This is a genomic window from Flavobacterium taihuense (assembly GCF_019351435.1).
Lineage (GTDB): Bacteria > Bacteroidota > Bacteroidia > Flavobacteriales > Flavobacteriaceae > Flavobacterium > Flavobacterium taihuense.
Genome location: NZ_JAHWYN010000006.1, coordinates 160,312 through 178,136 on the forward strand (window position 1 = coordinate 160,312; position 17,825 = coordinate 178,136).

The 17,825-nt window shown below is 33.1% G+C and carries 11 protein-coding genes and 1 pseudogene; 8 read left to right on the forward strand and 4 right to left on the reverse strand.

Features of this window, described 5'->3' with window-relative positions:
• Positions 1-8: 8 nt before the first annotated feature.
• Both KZH69_RS08740 and KZH69_RS08745 read right to left on the reverse strand, forming a co-directional pair.
• A complete protein-coding gene (locus KZH69_RS08740; protein WP_219317055.1) occupies positions 9-4,331 on the reverse strand; it encodes a CusA/CzcA family heavy metal efflux RND transporter in 4,323 nt (1,440 codons plus the stop codon).
• 101 nt (positions 4,332-4,432) lie between these two features.
• Positions 4,433-4,756 carry a DUF6660 family protein gene (locus KZH69_RS08745; RefSeq protein WP_369410649.1) on the reverse strand — a complete coding sequence of 108 codons (324 nt, stop codon included), beginning with the start codon at positions 4,754-4,756 and terminating at the stop codon, positions 4,433-4,435.
• Between the two features lie 313 nt (positions 4,757-5,069).
• Here KZH69_RS08745 and KZH69_RS08750 point away from each other — a divergent pair, with 313 nt between their 5' ends.
• Genes KZH69_RS08750 through KZH69_RS08760 form a run of 3 tightly spaced genes read left to right on the forward strand, consistent with a single transcriptional unit; the run spans position 5,070 to position 7,938 of the window.
• On the forward strand, positions 5,070-6,266 hold the full coding sequence (locus KZH69_RS08750) for a di-heme oxidoredictase family protein (RefSeq protein WP_219317056.1): 1,197 nt from the start codon (positions 5,070-5,072) through the stop codon (positions 6,264-6,266).
• A gap of 2 nt (positions 6,267-6,268) precedes the next feature.
• Positions 6,269-6,709 (forward strand): Rieske (2Fe-2S) protein, encoded by a 441-nt coding sequence (locus KZH69_RS08755; RefSeq protein ID WP_219317057.1) that lies wholly within the window; start codon positions 6,269-6,271, stop codon positions 6,707-6,709.
• A complete protein-coding gene (locus KZH69_RS08760; protein ID WP_219317058.1) occupies positions 6,706-7,938 on the forward strand; it encodes a hypothetical protein in 1,233 nt (410 codons plus the stop codon). Before KZH69_RS08755 ends, KZH69_RS08760 begins: the two co-directional genes overlap by 4 nt.
• Before the next feature lie 403 nt (positions 7,939-8,341).
• On the opposite strand, the pseudogene KZH69_RS08765 reads toward KZH69_RS08760, so the two are convergent.
• Positions 8,342-8,550, reverse strand: a pseudogene (locus tag KZH69_RS08765) (tyrosine-type recombinase/integrase); the annotation flags it as partial.
• A 172-nt stretch (positions 8,551-8,722) separates the two neighbouring features.
• Here KZH69_RS08765 and KZH69_RS08770 point away from each other — a divergent pair.
• The 5 genes from KZH69_RS08770 (at position 8,723) to KZH69_RS08790 (ending at position 15,841) form a co-directional block, all read left to right on the forward strand.
• Positions 8,723-9,046 (forward strand): helix-turn-helix domain-containing protein, encoded by a 324-nt coding sequence (locus tag KZH69_RS08770; protein ID WP_219317059.1) that lies wholly within the window; start codon positions 8,723-8,725, stop codon positions 9,044-9,046.
• A gap of 587 nt (positions 9,047-9,633) precedes the next feature.
• Positions 9,634-10,953 carry a hypothetical protein gene (locus tag KZH69_RS08775; protein WP_219317060.1) on the forward strand — a complete coding sequence of 440 codons (1,320 nt, stop codon included), beginning with the start codon at positions 9,634-9,636 and terminating at the stop codon, positions 10,951-10,953.
• Positions 10,926-11,600: a chromosome partition protein MukE gene (locus KZH69_RS08780; protein ID WP_219317061.1), complete on the forward strand. Its 675-nt coding sequence runs from the start codon at positions 10,926-10,928 to the stop codon at positions 11,598-11,600. The genes KZH69_RS08775 and KZH69_RS08780 overlap by 28 nt, the downstream gene beginning before the upstream one ends.
• The gene (locus tag KZH69_RS08785; protein WP_219317062.1) at positions 11,590-14,898 is read left to right on the forward strand and encodes a hypothetical protein; all 3,309 of its coding nucleotides are present in this window, start codon (positions 11,590-11,592) and stop codon (positions 14,896-14,898) included. The genes KZH69_RS08780 and KZH69_RS08785 overlap by 11 nt, the downstream gene beginning before the upstream one ends.
• Entirely contained in the window at positions 14,888-15,841 is a 954-nt protein-coding gene (locus KZH69_RS08790) for a hypothetical protein (protein ID WP_219317063.1), read from the forward strand. Before KZH69_RS08785 ends, KZH69_RS08790 begins: the two co-directional genes overlap by 11 nt.
• A gap of 225 nt (positions 15,842-16,066) precedes the next feature.
• Here the strand turns inward: KZH69_RS08790 and KZH69_RS08795 are convergent, their stop codons facing one another.
• On the reverse strand, positions 16,067-17,734 hold the full coding sequence (locus KZH69_RS08795; RefSeq protein ID WP_219317064.1) for a hypothetical protein: 1,668 nt from the start codon (positions 17,732-17,734) through the stop codon (positions 16,067-16,069).
• Positions 17,735-17,825 lie beyond the last annotated feature (91 nt).

The following is a 17,825-nucleotide window of genomic DNA, read 5'->3' on the forward strand; positions in this document are numbered from 1 at the left end:
AGAAATTATTAATTGTTAGAAATGGATGGGAATTGTAATTGAATGGCACTTTGATTGTAAGCATTGGTAGCTTCGGCATTTTGTTTTTTGATGTCGATAGCCTGATTCAAAAAACTAATGTACATCCAATAACTCATATCGCCATTAGCATAACTTTTTTGCGCTGTTGCAATAATCTGTTCTGCATATTGCAGACCTTCTTTTTGATAGTATTCTAATGCTTTTTGTTGTTTTTCGAAATCATTTTTCAATTCCTGCATTTTTAACTTCAAAGCCAATTTATTTTTATCCAATTCTAATTGGGATTGCGAAATACTAATGGCTGATGCTTTGGCTTTAGCTGAATTTACACCACCAAATAGAGGAATTTGCAAACCTGCGGTAAATCCTTGAAAATAAGATTTGGTATCAATGGTTTGTGCAAAATAACCCAATCCTAATTTTGGAGTTCGCATTGCTTTAAACGTATTGGCTTCTTTTTGATACACCGAAATTTGTTGTGTATAATAATCACTTACTAAAGTTGCTGCTTTAGATTGGTTTTCATCCGACAGCATTGAAAACTTCATTGGTGTTGCACTATCCGGTACAATATTATCTTCGGTTTGAATAAAAAACTGCAATTGCTTTTGATAAATTGCCAAATCAAATTCGAGTTGTGCTTGCTGGGTTTCAATTTCTTTCGATTTTGCTTTGGCACTGATTACTTCAATTTTTCCACTTTCGCCTGTTTCAAAACGAAGTTCTGCATTCTTCAGAAATTTAGAATAAATATCCAATAAATCTGTATTTAGCTTTTGAATAGTAACGCCGTATAAATATTGATAGTAAGCGATTGATACCGCTTTTTCAATTTCAAATTCGGATAATGCTTTTCGCTTTTCTGCTAGCTTTACCAATTCTTCCTGCAATTGTCGGTTGGCTTTTGTAATTCTTCCTATTGGGAAATATTGTTGTATAGAAACATTACTGTCATAATACTTACTATTAAATTGCCCGCCCTGGTACTGTATTTGCAAAGGATCTGCCTGAAAGGCAGTCTTTTTCAGCACCGTTTGTTTTTCAATTTCCTTATCGGCAATTTTTAAATCGATATTGTTTGTTTTTGCCATTTCTATTGCTTTTTGAAGTGAAATAGGCTGACTGTTTTGAGCAAAAGAAAAACTACTTATCAATAAAACAATTGAGGTAACGAATGAAGTTTTTATTTTTTTTCTTCTTCCTTTAATTCCTTTCTCAAAGAGTAAATATAAAATTGGTAAAACAATCAATGTCAATAACGTGGCTGATATTAATCCGCCAATAACCACGGTGGCCAATGGTTTTTGTACTTCGGCACCACCGCTTGTTGATAATGCCATTGGCATAAAACCTAAAGAGGCTACAGCAGCTGTCATTAAAACAGGACGTAATCGTGTTTTTGTACCCATTAAAACTCGTTGCAATGGATCGGTTATTCCTTCGGTTTTTAGCTGGTTGAAATAGGAAATCAATACAATTCCATTTAGCACTGCAATTCCGAAAAGGGCTATAAATCCAATTCCTGCCGAAATACTAAAAGGCATTCCTCGCATCCACAAGGCAAAAACACCACCAATAGCTGATAGTGGAATAGCGGTAAATATTAATCCCGCCTGCTTCATACTATTGAATGTAAAAAATAAAAGAACCATTATTAATCCTAATGCAATTGGCACCGCTACCGAAAGTCTTTTAGTAGCTTCAATTAAATTTTCAAACTGTCCGCCATAGGTTACGTAATAACCTGCTGGAAGTTTAAAATCTTTGTCTAATTTTTGCTGAATCTCTTCGACAACACTTTTAATATCACGACCACGAACGTTTAATCCAACAGTAATTCTACGTCTACCATTTTCACGGGAAACCTGAACAGGACCTTGTTCATACGAAACCGTTGCTACTTGTGAAAGCGGCACTTGTTGACCATTAGGCAGAGGAATAAAAAGGTTACTTACATCAGTAATATCACTTCTATTAGTAGCATTCATTCTTACTACTACATCAAATCGTTTGCTTTCTTCATAGATTTTACCGGCACTTTCTCCTGCAAATGAGGAACGGATGATTTGGTTGATATCAGTAATATTCAAACCGTATAATGCTATTTTATTATAGTCGTATTTTACAGTAATTTGCGGCAATCCGGTTACTTTATCGGCTTTTAAATCGCCCACACCTTCAATTTTATTGATTTTGCTTATTAACTCGGTAGCTTTGTTTCCTAAAGTTTCTAAATCATCACCAAATATTTTAATGGCAATATCACTTCGGCTTCCTGTCATTAATTCGTTGAATCGCATTTGGATGGGTTGCGATACTTCTATATTGGCACCTGGAATGGCTTCCATTTCTTCTTTCATTGCATTGGCTAAATCTTCCCAGTTGTCATAATCGCCAGTCCATTCACTTTTGTCTTTCAATACAATAATCATATCTCCACTTTCAATTGGCATTGGATCGGTTGGTATTTCGCCGCTGCCTATTTTAGTCACAATCGTTTTTATTTCGGGGAATTTTGCTTTTAGAATTTTTTCGTATTCTGTAGTCGTTTTTACCATTTGCGAAAGCGAACTTCCTGTCATAATAGTAGCATTAATAGCTAAATCCCCTTCCTCAATTGTTGGAATAAACTCGCCACCCATATTTTGAAAAATTACGATTGCCAGGACAAATAATCCTAATGAGATTGCCAGAACGGTTTTTTTGAAAAGTAATGCTTTTTCAAGAAATGGGGTATATATACCCTCTAACCAAGCCATCATACGGTCACTGAAATTAGATTTGTGTTCTGTATTTTTGGATAAGAACATGGCACTCATCATAGGAACATAAGTCAAAGAAAGAATAAAGGCTCCGATTACAGCAAATCCTACCGTCATTGCCATAGGTTTGAACATTTTACCTTCTGTTCCTACTAATGCCAGAATTGGCAAATAGACAATTAAGATAATGATTTCCCCAAAAGCAGCACTATTTCTAATTTTTGAAGCAGATTGATATACTTCTTCATCCATTTCAGATTGGGTTAAATCTTTTTTTCTTTTGAGTTTCTGCAAATGATGCATAGTGGCTTCGACAATTATGACTGCGCCATCGACAATAATTCCAAAATCGATTGCTCCAAGACTCATCAGGTTTCCGCTGACGCCAAAAGCGTTCATAAGTATAACGGCAACCAGCATCGAAAGCGGAATTACGGAAGCAACGATTAATCCCGCACGAAGATTACCAAGAAATAAAATCAGTACAAAAATTACGATTAATGCTCCTTCAAGTAAATTTTTCGTTACCGTTCCAATGGCATTATCGACTAATTTACTTCTATCAATAAAGGCTTCGGCAACAACTCCCTCGGGCAGGCTTTTGTTAATCTGAACCATTCTTTCTTTTACCCTTTCGGTTACGGCTTTTGAATTTTCACCTTTCAGCATAAGGGCCATACCACAAACAATTTCGCCTTTCCCGTCTTTTGTAGAAGCTCCATAACGCAAGGAAATTCCTTCTCTTACTTCTGCTACATCACGTACTAAAACAGGTGAACCATTTCTATTTTTGACTACTACATTTTCTAAATCTTTGATGCCGGTAGCCATACCAACACCACGTATGAAATAAGAATATTGGTCTTTTTCGATATAAGCACCACCTGTATTTTGGTTGTTTTGTTCTAAAGCATCAAATATTTCTGTGATGGTTACTCCAAGACTATTTAAGGTATTTGGATTTACCGCTACTTCATATTGTTTTAATTTTCCACCCCATGTACTTACTTCAGCTACGCCTTCAACTCCCTGTAATTGGGGAATGATGATCCAATCCTGAATGGTTCGCAATTTTACGGCATCGTATTTGTCTTCATAGCCTTTTTTGGCATAAACATCATATTGGTAGATTTCGCCCAAACCTGTAGAAATAGGGCCTAAATCTGGTTTTCCTGCATATGCCGGTATGTTTTCTTCGGCTACTTTTAGCCGTTGTGAAACTTGTGCTCTGGCCCAATAAATATCTACATCGTCCTTGAAAACTACGGTTACTACCGATAATCCGAAACGAGAAATGCTTCGCAATTCGATTACTTTGGGAATTGTTTTTACAGATTGTTCAAGAGGATAGGTAATTAATTGCTCTATTTCCTGACTTGCCAATGTGGGGGCAGTAGTAATAATTTGTACTTGATTATTGGTTACATCTGGCAGAGCATCCAGAGGTAAGTTTTTAAGAGAATAACTCCCCCAAGCTATAAGTACAAGGGTAAATAAGAGTATAATGAATTTGTTCTTTATACTAAATTGTATGATTTTGTCTAACATTGAAAATATTATAATGAATTAGAAATTAGCAAATAGAATATTTGCCATTATTTGTGAAAAGGTCACAACTTTCTAACCCCGCCAAAAAAGGCGGGGCATCATTATGCTATTTGAGGCGGTTGCCAAATACTTCCGTAGAAATTGGAAGATAAAATGGATTTGTATGTAGGTAATGGTAATTTAATTATTTCAGTAGTAATGGGGAAATTAATTGTTGTTACAGGAAAATATGTTAATGACACATTGCAACAATTACAGGCACAAAATGGTGAACACAAATCATTTTGTTTATCGTGAGAATGTTCATCGTTGTTTGAAGCAAATTCTGGTTTAGTATGTGCTGCACTATTTACTTCCATATCTGCACAAGGCAAACAGGAAAGTACTAGTAAGATGATTGATAATATGGTGTTTGTATGTTTCACTGCTGTAAAAGTAGTAATTTTATTTTTGTTGTTACTAATTATTTCCAGTGAATGTTAAAATAGTGGATAACCTTTGCAACTATTCCTAATATCAATATTATGCAAACTAAAGTTATGAATATAACACGAATCACTGCGTATGCAGTAATTGGTTTTTTCTTTACCATCTTTTTCTTTTTTATTCTTTGTGGTTTTGGCATTTGATATTTAATTATTTAACAAATGTAAATATATTACGCTTTAAAATATTTCAATAATAATATTACTATTCTAAATATTTATTTAGTTTTGCCTAAAAATAATATTTAGAGTAATGAAAAATAAATTTTTGAATACACTTTTAGTGGCTTGTGTTCTTATTGGTTTAACATCTTGTGAAACGAGCTATGTTGATATTCCTAAAGATGATGAATTACTAGATGGTACTGTAGAGGGGCTTACGAGTTCGCAATTATCTCAATTTTTGCGTGGTGATGCAGCCGTCAATGAAGTTTTTACCCGAGAAACTGGGTTGGGGTCAACCTTTGTTGGAACTAGTTGTATCAACTGTCACGCAGGGGATGGTAAAGGGCATTTGTTTACAACACTTACTCGTTTTGGTCAAGTTGACGAAACTGGAAACCAATTTTTAAATCAAGGCGGACCACAATTGCAAAACAGAGCATTGCCTGGTTTCTTACCCGAACAAATTCCTGCTGGAGCAACGTTTTCTAAATTTACACCTCCTGCATTTTCAGGTTTAGGTTTTTTACAAAATGTTTCTGATGCCGATTTATTGGCAATGGCAGACCCAAATGACAGCGATGGGGATGGAATTTCTGGAACAGTAAACTGGATTACAATTCCGGGATATTCAATACCTTCATCTAATTCGGTTACTCAAAACGGAAAATATATCGGACGATTTGGCAAAAAAGCATCAGCCTTTGATTTATTGCATCAAACTGTGAATGCCTACAATCAAGATATGGGAATAACATCTGCTTTCAGTCCAATAGACCATTATTCCAATTTAGAAATTGATCCTGAAGTTGCGACCTCTAAAGTAAATGATGTTGTTTTTTATTTGAATGTATTAAAAGCGCCTATTCAACGCAATCAAAATGATAATGTCGTAAATCAAGGGAAGCAATTATTCAAACAAATTAATTGTACAGGTTGTCATAAATCTGAACTAACTACTGGATATTCGCCTATAAGTCCGCTTTCTTTTAAAACATTTTCGCCATACACCGATTTGCTTTTACACGATATGGGAGCAGGTTTAGACGATGGTTATACAGAAGGAAGTGCCAAAACATTCGAATGGAAAACTCCTGCGCTTTGGGGAATCGGTCTTTCTGAAAACTCACAAGGAGGTAATTATTTCTTGATGCACGATGGAAGAGCAAGAAGTATCGAAGAAGCAATAATGATGCACGGAGGAGAGGCAAACAATAGTAAAAATGCGTTTCAAAACCTTTCCCAATCGGATAAAAACGCCGTATTAAAATTTATAAAATCATTGTAATTATGAATAGAAAAGAATTTTTAAAAGCCTGTGGTTTTGGCTGTTTAGCAGGGATTACAGGTATAACATTATTGCAAAGTTGCAGCTCTTCTCAAATTCTTTCAAAAGAAATTAAAGGATCGGATATTTTGGTACCGATTTCTGATTTTGAAATAAAAAAAGACCGAGAAACAACATACAAGAAATATATCATTATTCAAAATGAGCTATTAAAATCGCCAATTTGCGTCTATCGATTTGATTCTACTGAATATTCTGCTATGTTAATGGTTTGTACGCATCAAGGAGCAGAATTACAAGTTTTTGGAGATAAGCTTCAATGTCCTGCGCACGGAAGTGAATTTAGTAATAGAGGTGTTTTAGAAAACGGACCTGCAGATAAAGACTTGAGAAAATTTCCAATAGTAATTGAAAACAACATTTTAAAAATATCCCTGAAATGAGATTAAAACCAACTTATATATTCCTTTTTGTATTGTTATCTAGTTTAACTTCTTTTGCTCAAATTGACCCCAGTTTACTGAAAAGAATCCCAAAAGATACTGTAAAAAACATTCTGAATATGGATGCTTTATACAATAGACCTGCTTTGAATATCAATAAAACACCAATTTCTATTGGTGGTTATGTTGAAATGAATTGGCAAAAAATGACAACAGACGGCGCATCAGAAGGGCATCAATTTCAAGCCAGAAGATTGTCTGTTTTTATGTCATCTGCCATTAGTAAAAGAGTAAAATTTTTAAGCGAAATAGAATTTGAGGATGGAGGGAAAGAAATAGCCATAGAATTTGCTTCTGTCGATGTAGAATTTCATCCATTAGTTAATTTAAGAGCTGGGATAATTTTGAATCCAATAGGCTCTTTTAATCAAAATCACGACGGACCAAAATGGGAATTTACAGATAGACCTATTTCAGCAACTCAAATGTTGCCAGGAACATTCAGTAATGCTGGAGCTGGTTTTTTTGGAAAAAAATATACTCAAAATTGGATGTTTGGTTATGAAGTTTATTTGTCTGGAAATTTTGACAACTCTATAATTGAAAATGCTGAAAACAAAACGTTTTTACCGGAAGCAAAGAAAAACCCTGAACGATTCGAAGAAATTAATAGCGGAGAACCTTTATTTACTGGAAAATTTGCTATTAGAAACAATAAAATAGGGGAACTTGGAATATCCTATATGAAAGGAATTTATAATAAATTTCAAGACGATGGAATTGTGATTGATGACAAAAGGCGTGTTTCTGTTTTTGCATTGGATTTTAATACAACGATTCCAAAAACGAAAACATTCATTACAACAGAATTTGCCTGGATTAATGTTGATGTTCCTGAAACTTATTCTCAACAATTTGGAAACAAACAATATGGTGGATTTATGGATATTGTGCAACCTGTTTTGAAAAGAACCATTTTAGGTTGGGAAAATGCTGTCATAAATCTAGCTTGTAGATTAGAATATGTAGATTGGAATGTTGGAACTTTTAATGAAACTGGAGGAAATATAGGAGAAGATCTTTGGAGTATAATGCCCGCAATTAGTTTTAGACCTACATCCCAAACGGTTATCCGATTTAATTATCGTTATCAAAAACAACGAGATATTTTTGGTAATCCGCCTTCAATAACAGACGGAATTAGTTTGGGAATTTCTTCTTATTTTTAGATATAAGGTTGTATTATTAATTTTTGCTTAATGGGAAAATTGAGTCCTTGCATCTATCCAATTTTTTATTTTGAAAAGCACCTTTAATAATTAAAGCATCGTCATCTATGTCTATATTTTGATAGGGTGTTAAAAAAACTGTCGGATAAAAATTTGTATCAAAATCCTTAAAAATAATGACTATACATTCTCATTATAATTATTGAAAGATATTATTACATCACTATAAACATCTGTGTGTATTCTTAGTGTTTTAAAATTACATTTACTTTTTAAATGAATATTTGAATGATTTATATGTAGATTATTAATATCTATAAATTCTCTTAATACATCTAATTCGGGTAAAAAGTTATTTGGCATTTTTATTTGGTTTAATTATTTACAATAGTAGAAAACATTTTCATAAGTATATTCTGCAAAATAAATATTTATAAATTGTACGAAGGTTTTTATGACCAAGCATTTTGTTTACACTTTCAATAGGAACGCCATTAGTAAGCGTCACAGTGGTTGCAAAAGTATGTCGGGCAATGTGAAAGGTTAATTTTTTTCTATCTCGCAAACGCCCGCTATTTCTTTTAAATAGGCATTCATTTTCTGATTACTCATTCGTTCGGATGGGGCTAATAGACCGAATAGTTCGAATCAACATTTCTCCTTAATGGATTTGATTTCTTATAGTCCTGTAACAATTAAAAGCCAAACTCCCTCTTTAAAGGACATCTTTTATCTCAAATGTTGGCAATAAATACTTTTACATTAGATTTAAATAACAGATCGTATGAAGCCATTTACTTTTGACCAAATACCCGTAATGATGAACAAAATTCATGATAAATTGGAGCATTTGGAAAAACTTATTGTAAGAATCTCTAATGTAGAAGAAAATAAAGAAGAAGTTCTAAACATTCAAGAAGCATCAAAACTTTTAGACCTATCGGTATCAACAATCTATAGTAAAGTATGTAAAAGGGAAATCCCTGTTAATAAACAAGGCAAACGTATTTATTTTTACAGGCATGAGTTGATGAAATGGATTAAGTCAGGTCGGGTAAAAACTTATTTAGAAATCCAAAATGATATTGAAAAAAGGTCAAAAATCTAAATGTTAGATTTTTGACCTTTTTACTTTTTAACCTTCATGTCTAAGTACGCAATCATACATCACTTAGCTTTTTTTATGTCAGTGATATAATCAATATTCAAAGTTTATAAATGTATATAACTTTTCAAAAAGAAAAACCTTAATTAGACACCATCAATGTTAATAAAAACTATTTTATAATTTCCGATATTGTTAATAAAAGATATCCATAATCAAAATTAACTGAGTGAATCTGATGTTTCAAATGAAGTTGTTCTTTACCACCTTTTTTATTTTTGTCAAATGGACCTCAAATTATAATCTTTTTTTAATATTGATTAATTTGAATTTCTCAAGACAATGCTTATATTATTTATACTAATTATCAATACCATGTAAATTAAAATCTTTATACTCTTGAAGTTTTTTTTTAAAAATTTAGCCTAACTATTTTAATTACAGACTATGAAAAGGTAAAAATTAACGCATCTGTACAGCAGCTAAAAATTATATAAAATGTAGTTTTATAAATAAATTCATTAAATTTAGCTTAATATTTTCCCTTTTCCCAAAAATCATCAATCAATTTTATTCTTAATTAACAATATTTGGAAAGTTTTAATTTATATATAGAAGCCAAAGATCAATACGAGAAATTAGTTCCGGAAAAAAATGACGGATTAATTATTTTATCGCTCTATGGAAAATATAAAGACAAAGATTTTACAGAAGAGAATATCGTCTCACTCATAAACAAGGTTTTTAAAGATCAGGGTACTGATTCCACCAGAACAGAACATAACAGGAACAATAACGTGATATTAAGGCTTCAGGAATCTTTTCTTTGGCGTAATGAAATTAAAAGGACTTATAAATTCAAAAAATACGGACTTGAATTTTGCCAGAGTCTCGAAAAACGTCTTATCGCCAAGTATAATCCTGCTAAGATAAAGAGGTTCTTTGTTGAGTTATATAACAGTCTTACAACCGCCGTGGAGATTGGAACTAATTTTAATCTGTGGGTAGAAGATCATTTTGACATCAGGATGCCCTCACTCTCTTCCCAGATTGAAATATTGGATCAGCAGGTTAATGAATCGGTGAGTGACTTTAAACTTACCGTTAAGTCTGAAGGCAGCAATATTCAGGACATTTTAAAACAGATTGAAATGGGGCTTGACATTATAAAGGAGCAGGCATCCGAGTTAAGAAATGCATTTCAAATATCATATGACATCGACGAAATCCTCACAGTCATCCTTGAAAAAAATGAGGCTAGCGGCTACATTGAAAATATAAAGAAAGTCCAGGATTTTCATGACAGTTCCAGAAGCCAGCTCGAACAGGTCAGTAAAAGAATCGAGAAGATAAAACCTAGGATCAGGGAATTTATATATGATTTTAATAAGCAAGACTTTGATAGAAAAACCAACAAGTTCCTCACTCACATACTGGAGCATTCAACGGTCGGAAGACGATCAGGAAATAAATATATTCAATTTCCCAAAGGTATCCCTGTATTTAAGCTAAGAGCGTCGGAAATTATTGCCCGCCTTACTGTAATACCAATAAGGGAAATCAGCCCCAAGGTGCCAATTACCGTATACAAAAGGGAAATTAATATCTCTAAAAGGCAAGATTTAGTTGACAAGACAGTCAGGTGGAAGTATGAAAAAGAGAGGATAAAATATTGGACAGAGCTTGCATTTTCTCAGCTTGAGCAGGACAGCATCCTGGATTTTACACCTTTTTTCTTTAAAATTCTGGAAACTGAAAAATTTTCCATTGCTGTAAAAACAGCTCATAACACCCTTAGAAGAAGTGCAGGTTTAAAAAATAAATACAGGATAATAATCAACAAACAGGCATCTTATACAGGTCAAAATAAAGGTATATCGATATGGCAGATGACAATTCAGAAAAAATAGAAAAATATAATTTCCTTTTTGAAAAAAAAGCCCAATCAGTCTTCTCCAGATTGGACTATTCTCTAAAAAATGGTATGCATGTCCAGCGGGAATATCCCACAACGCCAGACCTGTACCGCTTTTTAAATGAAAATTATATTTCATTGAAACATTACTATAAAGATTTTTTCAATCTTAACCTCTGCAGAGAGGGTAATGAATTCAACCAATATTACTTCCTTGATGTAAACGAAATCGGAAAAAGTAATGTCCCAGTTGATAATAAGGATTACCTGAAAACTGAACATATTATAATAGGCATGTTATTTCTCAAAATGTTCAAAATGGATGGCAACATTGAACTTGACAGCATAACCGAATTTATCACATTGCTTTATGACGAGTATGAAGAAGAAAAGAATGCACTCCGGAAACTAATTAACGACAATTCTTCTGATAAAGGTTCAGATTTAAATGACCAGAGATTTGAAGAAACGGTAAAAAAAGCATTTTATAAGTTTGGCGAGCTGGGCTGGCTGATGTGGGATGACGAAGACAATAAAAACAAATTCAAAATCATGCCTTCATTTGAAAGGCTGCGTGGTGCCTATCAACCACAGATAGAAACAATAGACGACCTGCTTAAAGAAATGAAAGATGTACAATAATTTTCCTAGAATATACAGCTTATCAACCATCGGCATCAAACAACATTTAAATGCCGATTACCTCTTCCATCCTTATCGAACAGATTTCAGTGGAGAAAGTGGCAGTGGGAAAAGCATGGTTGCCGATATCATACAGCTAATTCTAATAGGTTCAGGTGAATTTAAATCCGCAACAGATGGAAATAAACAGCGTGATGTGAAAGGAATGCTTCTAGATTTAAAGGGTAAGGCGTCCTCCAGAGGATATGTCTTTTTAAATATCGAGGTTCGTAGTAACAGTTATGTCACCATAGGTGCATATATCGAAAGTACAAGCAATGTAGCCGAGATGTTTATCATTCAAAACGGTTATGACTGGGAAGACCTATCCCCTATGAGCGACCCGATAATGACTAAGGATCTGATCATTGAAGACAAAATAGAAACCATAAACAATCTTTGTGATAAGTTTAATAAAGCAAGGATGAAGGTATTCAACAGAAAAAAATACCACCATATTCTTTATTCGAATGATATCCTGTCCTTAGACTTAACCAAAGACGAAACCCTTAGGACATATGCCAATATATTGAGGTCTTTTTCCAGAGGCAAAGGTTTTAAGGTCGAATCGGAAAGCATTAAAAAGTTCCTTTTTGGCGATGAAGAGCAGAACAGCATTATGCAAAGGTATTCTGATGAAGTAAATAATATTAATAATGATTTTCATGAGCACAGAAGGTTTCAGGAAGAAATCGAACTGATAAATGAGAAAGAGAACCTACTGAAGGTGGTAGTAGAAAAAAATAAAAATTTCAAGACGCTTTACAGTGAATACCTAATTAAACGTTTTAACTATTGGACAACAGAACAAAACAATGCTCAAATCCAGTTGCAGACTTCCTCTAAAGACTTGGCTCAAAATCAGGTGGAGCATCAGTATATTGAAAATCAGCTTACACAATTACGTATTAATGACTTGGGACAGCTTTTACTAAAAAAGAAAAAAATAGAAGAAGGTGCACAACTTTCGGATGAGACGATTGCTGAAATAAAAAACAATTACAAAGAAATTCAGAAATTCAAAGAACAGGTAGAAACAGTTGAGAAATGGATGACTGAAAACGGTAATGAAATTGACGAAGTCAAAAAATGGTATAAGAATCAAAAACAAAACGATGAGAACAAATCAAATGTTTTAAAATTCACATATTACCTTAAAAGCAATGGCCTGCTGGATACCTTTGAGGATTCGGCATGGTTTCTTAATTTTGAAGAAGAAGAACAGAAATTTCAAATAGATATAATCACTCTCGAAGGTAAAATCTCAAATTTGGAATCCTTATCCAAATTCTCAGATATTGCCAATCCTGAATCGCTTTTAAAATGGGCTGTGGAGAACCTGCAATTTCCTATATCCCATTCGATTGAAAGCATATTGATTTATTTTCAAAAGCTCGACAGGAAGATGCCAAAATTAGAAAGCAGGTATCTGCCTTTTCCAGGTGAGCTCTTTGAGAATCTTGATATTAAAGATGAAACAGATCTCGGATTTTGGCTCAATCTCGATGGAGTATATGAATATATAGAATATTCAAAGAGTCAGGTTTTGAACACTGATAACCCTGATTCTATCACCGGCCCATTATCTGAACTCAAAGGAGGCATTGAATCTGAACTGAAAACTGTTGTTCAGGAAAAGGATCAAAAGATAAAATACAAAGATCTGCTGTTTAAGTTCAGTAATCTTCAAGATCACATTATACTTTATAAAAAGAAAGACAGCTTAGTAAATTTCTGCATAGACGAAAGTATTGATATTACTGAGAATAGATTTGAACAGTTCATTACTTTATATTCAGATAAAACCAATATTTACAGCCATTACAATTCTCTTCATGGGCAGTATGAAGATATTCTAAAACAGGAAGCCTCTTATGAAGAGCAGAAAAGAGCAATTGAAAAATTGGAATCAACACTATTTACTGGCAAAAAAAACATAGCAATTGAAGTCTTAGAAACGGTAATTGAAACCGAAAAAGAATTACTATTAGAGAAACAAAAACAATTATATACCCAGCTGCTCAAATCAGAAATTAAACTGGCAGATTTAGAAAACAAATATGGTGATAAAACCAAAACTGGTGATCCAGTAGCTCTATTGGAGCTAAGACACAAACTGGATCTTGAGATAATGCGCCTTGCGAAAAAAACTGAAGAAAAAAGCAATTTCATAGCTTCTGCCAAGCTTGAACTAAAAAGTACTGAAGAACTAAATAATGAAATATTCCGGTCAAAAATTAAACTTGATACAACTCTCGATGAGCATTTAAATCCTGATGAGGGCGGAAATAATTCCCTTAAAAATAAAGCCGAAATAGCTAAAATATCCTATAACGAGAAACTGAAGTCAATTATAGAAAAAATGAGCTATCAAATTGATGAATCAATTTCCATGGGAAAGCTCGCTAGTTTGATGTTACCTACCGTTTTTAAGAGTTCTGCTGTAGATGAAGATATGATTGCTTCTAATATTGCGGAAAGACTGCATAAGCTTGCCCTTGACATTCAAGAAATCGGTTCAAGAAAAATTGAGATTTTGAGCAGTATTTTCAATGAAGTATACAAAACGTATTCGGCCCATCTGACAAAAGTCAACGATATAGACGAATACCTGAAAAAAAAGAACAAAGTTATTACTGGAGGAAATCGTGCATCACTTACAGCGGGTAAATCAATACATTATCCCGAAAGCTGGCTGGGAACCTTTCGGAAACAGCTTGCAAATCAAATGAATAACACCGGTCTGTTCACTGAATTGAGAGAAGAAATTGATATTGATAAAATGATGATAAAAGCTTTTCAGAAAATTGGGGGCAGTCCAAAAGTTGAACCTCAGGACCTCATGAACCCAAAATCTTATTTCGACCTCGAATTTGAATTGAAGCTCGAAAATGGGGAAGCAAACTCAGGAAGCAATGGACAGACCTATACAGCAAATGCTTTATTATGTCTGGCCAGGCTTTCGTTGATAGAAGAGAAAAATAAAAAAGGATTAAAAATTATGTCAATTGATGAAGCCGAAGGATTAGGAAGCAATTACGACATGCTGCATGAGCTCGCGAAAAAAGAAAATTATCAGATTATCACAATGGCAATCGAAACCGCCGGAGACATTAAAGCCGGCGATCAGTTTATCTATATCATGAACGAAAATAACCTAGCTGATATGGAAAGTTACGTCCCTCCCCTTGGCATATTTTCCGAAAATATTATTGAAGATATTAATGACTACATAAATTCAATGCCGGATGATAAATAAAAAAATTACATGGAAAGAGCTCAAAGCATTAGACGACATTTATCATCTTAAAAAAACTAAGGCTGCTATTCAGGGACATCCGTATATCAATTATCTAATAAATGATAAAGGTATTCTTGATTTAAAAAGGGATAACATAAAAGTTATTATTTCAACTGAAGGTTTTGAAGAATTCTATGAGAAAGAATTTAAATTGCAGTATGACGAGGCAAAAAGCTTTTTAGAAAATAATGGTATTGAAGCCAATGCCAAAAAAAACTTTACGCTGGAAGAGGTAAAAACCTTAATGCTTATCGAAGAAAATAAAGAGGAACTAAAAAGTAAACCGACCAATATTGAGGATTTTTCCAACGAGTTTTTTGATATTTCGAAATACTTAAAAAACAAAACTGGGCTCAGAAATGCTGTTTTCAAAATTTTAGACATAACCCAATTTCCCCTAGATAAAAAGGAAAACCAATGGAGAATTGTCGTAGACAGGCAGAATCCTGATGCTGTTGTACTTTGTGAAAACAAGTCGTTTTTAAAACAGACTTGGATTGCCAAAAGTACCAACGTAAAGTTATGGTATGTGGGTGGCAACAATATAAAAATCCTTGACGACATCGATGAAATTGAATTGGCTAAACCATTCTATTATTGCTGCGATTGGGATTTGGCAGGATTAGAAATTTACGAGAGAATAAAAAAGAAATTAAAGCTAAGAAATAAGGATATAGTCCTGCTCTACCCCAATGAGCCACATAAAAAAATAAGCACCTACATAGAGTATCACGACAGCCACTGGAATTTAAACAAGATATTATCTGGGTTACAGATTGGAAATTTCAACAAAAAGGAATTACAGCTTATACAGGATCTTATTAAGAATGAACAGTGGATTGAAGAAGAATCTTTTGATCTCATTCAAATACTAAAGGTAGTATTATTAATAAAACAATAGATTAGATGTCACATCCATTCTAGTACTTTTATCATTCTTTTTATTTCTTAACATTACTCTTACATATAACTTTATAATTTTGCATTAAACAACTTCCATGAGTGTATGTTGTCTTGATAAGGATATTTTGTTTTGCGATAGTTTGCTTTAAATTGTACCATAATTCTACCACTGAAGTTTAAACTCTAGTAAAGTAATCGTCTCTTATACAACATTTTTAGTAAATCAAAAAGGCAAATCATCCGGCTCTTCCATAGCATCATCATAAAAATTAGATTCGCTTTCTGTTTCACCTTCCAGATTTGAATAATATTTCTCGATCATTTTTACTTCGTTACTAAAACCATCTTTTTCCAAATTTTCTAATAATTCCTTACGACCGATTATAGTTTTTGATTTGGCAGATCTAAATGTACTATTTTCCATCTCTTCTATAAACTCTTTAGTATTTTTCCAAAAACCTGCCGACGTGATAAAAATGGCTTTAATCTTAAGATTTTTGGAATTTTTATCCTTATAATATTCTTTTGCAAGCCCCATAGATTTATTAAAAAACCATTTTAAAGTAGCTTTAGTATCAATGTCACCTAATGAAACAAATGTTCCGTCACGTAGTCCTTTTAGCTCAACAAAAACTAATTCCGCAGGATGAGTTGAAGTAATTACATAATCAAACTCATGTTTACGCTGACCCATTTTTAAAATTACATTCTGTTCAAATCCCGCACGAGGGTATAAAGAACTTAGGTAGCCAAACATTAAGTACTCAAATAATGTACCTCTAAGATCTTTTAAGGCCCCCTCCTGCCCTGAACTTTTTATCGTCTCTAAAATGGATTCTACTGATTGATCTAAATTTTGATCATTTTTTAAAAGAAGAGGCAGCTGACTGGATTTTCTTATTATTTCATAAATTTTAGATCCGAAAATCGCACTTATATTAAAAGATATTATTCCATTTTTTCTCATGGTAAAGAATACTTCTTTACTGCATTCACGATAAATAATTACAGGTAAAGTTTTTCTTTTTTCACTTTTTACAGAATTAATATTTATTTGAATTCTGGCTAAAAATGCATTAAGATGAATATGAGAATATTCCGTTGCTAGTACAACATCCAAAACCACTAAAGTTTGTTTTTCTTTGGAATCCGCTTTTGCTCCTAATATTTCATTTATCCCAGTACTTTTAGAATATGCATAAGCGTCCCAAAATAAATTATTATGTATTGTACCCATTCCTGGGTTAGATTTATTCCGATAAATAAAAGATGCATTATCAATTATATTTGAATTTACAAGCCAATTCATGATATCAGGCATCAAGCTACAATCAATTATCATTTTTTGATGATGAATGCTTATTTTTAAATTTTCCTCAGGCTTATCAAGCACCTGGCTAAATTCTTTTTGTATTATAAACCGATTATTGTTTTTATCTCTTTTTTCATAAACAAAATCTAATCTACTCAACACCTTTATAATATCATCCAATGAACTAATTTTTGTCGAATTATCTTCATTAGGTGCCGCAGTTATTTTTAAAGCTTCGTAATATGAAACGATACCATCATTTATTTGGAGCAATACAATTAACCTGTATATAGGTGGTCTAGACTTTTCTACTATTTTTTTAACAGCTTCAATATCTAATAAATATGTATTGCAATAATAAATGAATTGACCGTTACCAAACGTAGATGGTTTAGAAGATGTAATAATGCTTTTGGTTACGGCCCTACCAACAATTTTTCTAGCATTATCAGGCGTAACTGAAAATTTAGCTATTAATTTCTCGTGAACATCTTTCGCTGAAAGAAATAAATGTTCGTGAAGAAGGACACTAAGAAATGTATTATAGTTGTCTTGCGCTGTTAATTTTTTATTTTCCATCTGTCACACTGCCCTTATAAATTTTATTTTTAAATAGAGTTCAAGGCTCGCTTTTTTTTATCAAGCTGAATATTAAAAACATAAATTTCTG

Excerpts from the sequence above, each read along its gene's own strand:
- KZH69_RS08740 (WP_219317055.1), bottom strand. The coding sequence starts at position 4,331 with ATGTTAGACAAAATCATACAATTTAGTATAAAGAACAAATTCATTATA.
- KZH69_RS08750 (WP_219317056.1), top strand. The coding sequence starts at position 5,070 with ATGAAAAATAAATTTTTGAATACACTTTTAGTGGCTTGTGTTCTTATT.
- KZH69_RS08755 (WP_219317057.1), top strand. The coding sequence starts at position 6,269 with ATGAATAGAAAAGAATTTTTAAAAGCCTGTGGTTTTGGCTGTTTAGCA.
- KZH69_RS08760 (WP_219317058.1), top strand. The coding sequence starts at position 6,706 with ATGAGATTAAAACCAACTTATATATTCCTTTTTGTATTGTTATCTAGT.
- KZH69_RS08770 (WP_219317059.1), top strand. The coding sequence starts at position 8,723 with ATGAAGCCATTTACTTTTGACCAAATACCCGTAATGATGAACAAAATT.
- KZH69_RS08780 (WP_219317061.1), top strand. The coding sequence starts at position 10,926 with ATGGCAGATGACAATTCAGAAAAAATAGAAAAATATAATTTCCTTTTT.
- KZH69_RS08785 (WP_219317062.1), top strand. The coding sequence starts at position 11,590 with ATGTACAATAATTTTCCTAGAATATACAGCTTATCAACCATCGGCATC.
- KZH69_RS08790 (WP_219317063.1), top strand. The coding sequence starts at position 14,888 with ATGATAAATAAAAAAATTACATGGAAAGAGCTCAAAGCATTAGACGAC.
- KZH69_RS08795 (WP_219317064.1), bottom strand. The coding sequence starts at position 17,734 with ATGGAAAATAAAAAATTAACAGCGCAAGACAACTATAATACATTTCTT.